The following is a 2,847-nucleotide window of genomic DNA, read 5'->3' on the forward strand; positions in this document are numbered from 1 at the left end:
TGCTGGAAGAGTTCGGCACCGGCTCCGGCGGCTCACGCCTGGTCACGGGCAACATGACGCCGCATATGCGGCTTGAATCGGCCCTGGCCGCGTTCAAGGGCAGCGAGTCCGCCCTGGCATTTACCAGCGGCTATACGGCCAATGTGGGGGTTATCAGCGCCCTGGGCCACAAGGACACGGTCATTTTCAGCGATGCGCTCAACCATGCCAGCATCATTGACGGCTGCCGTCTGGCACGGGGACTTACCGTTGTTTACGCCCACAACGACATGGACGACCTGCAGGAAAAAATCCGGCAACTGCGGCCCAGGCAGGGTTTCATCATTACCGACGGCGTATTCAGCATGGATGGCGATCTGGCGCGGCTGCCGGAACTGGCCCATATTGCCCGGCGGCACGGCCTGACGCTCATGGTGGATGACGCCCACGCCACAGGCGTGCTGGGCGCCACGGGCCGCGGCACGCTGGAGCACTTCGGCCTGAGCCATGAGGACGTACCCATCGTCACGGGTACGCTCAGCAAGGCCATCCCCAGTGAAGGCGGCTTTGTCTGCGGCAGCCAAAGTCTTTGCGAACTGCTCAGGAACACGGCGCGACCTTTTATCTTTACCACGGCACCCTCGCCTGTCGTTGTGGCCGCCGCCGCTGCTGGCATTGAACATATTGCCGCACATCCCGAACTGGTGCGCCGCCTTCAGGACAACGTGGCCTACTTCACCCGGAAGCTGGCCGAACAGGGCATGAGTGTGCCAGGAGAAAGCCCCATCACTCCCATCATGGTCGGTGAAGAGGAAAAGGCCGCGCGCGCTGCGGAAGCCCTGCTGGCTCTGGGGGTATTTGCCCCCTGCATCCGCTATCCCACAGTGCCGAAGGGGCAGGCGCGGCTGCGCCTGACCGTCATGGCCGCACACACCCGCAATGACCTGGACCACGCCGCGTCCAGCCTGCGCAGGGCGCTTGCAAGCGTTTGAAATTCCATGTTTCCGCTCCAGAACGGAACTAGAGCAATTTCACTTTGAAATTGCTCTGGCGGCTGCGTGAGCAGACGTTCGCTACGGAGGCGTAAGCGCAGTTTATCTGCGCGGTTAAACGCCGAAGTGAGCGTGCCTCAAACTTTGAGAATATATATTCTCAAAGTTAATCTGCTCTAACCGTCGCAGGCGCCCGTGCCCAGGGCTGCCATTGCCTGAAAATCAGGCTTGCAGCGTGTTCGCGCAAACAACACGGTTTCTGCCGGTTTTTTTGGCCTGATACAGGCAGGCGTCCGCCTCTTTCACCGTTATTTCAAAAACAGTCCTGCAGTCCGAGGGAAGCCTGCTGAGGTCGATGCAGCTCACCCCCAGGCTTGCCGTAATGGCAATATCGTGTCCTTCATACGTAACATGGCCGTCGCAAATCTGCCGCCGCAGACGCTCCGCAACGCCGTAGCCCGGCTGAAGGCCCATGCCGGGCAAAAGCAGAATAAATTCCTCTCCACCATACCGGCAGCACAGGTCATCTTCTCGCAACTGAGAAAGAAAAAGCTGGGCCATGTGGCGCAGCACCGCATCGCCACAGGTATGCCCCCATGTGTCGTTGATCTTTTTAAAGTAGTCGATGTCGGTCATGATGATGACGGCCTGCCCCTGGTAGGCTTCATCTTTAAGCACATCCAAAGCCTGGCTGAGAAAGGCGCGGCGGTTCAGCAGGCCCGTAAGGGAATCGCGGCAGGACATTTCCTTGTATCTGGTGGAAAGACGGGTGAGCTTGGACACGCTTTTATCCAGTTCCTCAACCATTGTGTTAAAGGCGGTGGAAAAATCGCCCAGGAAGTTGGCGCGATGTCTGTACTCCCCTTTGGCGATGCAACGGGCCTGCCACGTCAGATGCCGCAGGTTGGCCTGCAGCGCCTTGAGTGAACCGATAACATAGCCTCTTTCATTACAGTTGTAAGTCAGCTCTCCCTTGCCCAGGGCCTCGGTCATGCGGCGTATGCCCCAGAGCAGTTCGCAAAGCTGCTGCATGCCGCCGGCGTGGCGAATATTTTCAGGAATTTCATCGCTTTCAATGGCTTTACGGCTCAAAACCGCATGCACATAATTTATCACATCCTCTACCTGCGACTTTCCATCGCGGGCAACAAAAAGCCTGTCTCCGTTTTCTGCCATACTACACCACCTTGCGAAGCTGCCTTAGTGTATTTCGCACAGAGCATGACAAAACATGCCGCATGCCGCGTTCCATATCCGGCACAATGAGCGGCAACCCCCAAAAGCCAGGGCCACAGCATGCCGCCGCGAACCGCAATCCCCGGCAGCGCCCTGTCACGGGGCGCACTCCGGGCGCCCCAAACGTGCGCCCCGGCCATGCGGCAGGCCATGTGCGCGAAATAATGGTAACAGTATTACTTAAATGCCTGTGCGCCGCAAAACAACGATTTATCATAGTCGATATTTTAAAAAAATTTTATCGACCAGCAAAAACAATTTACATTAAAATTATTTCGGTCCTATTTTGGCAAAGGAAAACAAAAGTTCACTCACATGCTCCGTAACCTCCAATGCCCAACCGTGGCTTCTACGGCGAAAGTCATCCTTGCCCGAACATTTCCAGTTTTGGAAAAGCCCCTCTGCCCAAGTCGTGAGCACGGTATGGGCGTGCAGCAACTGACCTCAGGACAGCGCGAGATATTTCATGAACCGGATCACATTAGCCATCTCCCTTCTGGGCATCATTTTCTACCTGTCCTCGGTGCAGGCGTTTGGCGGCAAGGTTCCTGCCGGCCAGGCGGATATGCCGTTCCCGGCGCTGCGTGAGGTGGCCCCATTTCCGTACGCCTACGCGGCAAGGCTGCACCTTGTCGCGGCA

At 57.4% G+C, this 2,847-nt stretch carries 2 protein-coding genes; one reads left to right on the forward strand and one right to left on the reverse strand.

Annotation, left to right across the window (positions count from 1 at the left end; all coding sequences use genetic code 11):
- On the forward strand, positions 1-971 hold a 971-nt coding region (locus V6C16_RS10730; RefSeq protein WP_333543185.1), incomplete at its 5' end, for an aminotransferase class I/II-fold pyridoxal phosphate-dependent enzyme.
- Positions 972-1,193: 222 nt separating this feature from the next.
- Here the strand turns inward: V6C16_RS10730 and V6C16_RS10735 are convergent.
- Entirely contained in the window at positions 1,194-2,147 is a 954-nt protein-coding gene (locus V6C16_RS10735; protein ID WP_333535743.1) for a GGDEF domain-containing protein, read from the reverse strand.
- Positions 2,148-2,847 lie beyond the last annotated feature (700 nt).

Source organism: Desulfovibrio sp. 1188_IL3213, from assembly GCF_036763145.1.
GTDB lineage: Bacteria > Desulfobacterota > Desulfovibrionia > Desulfovibrionales > Desulfovibrionaceae > Desulfovibrio.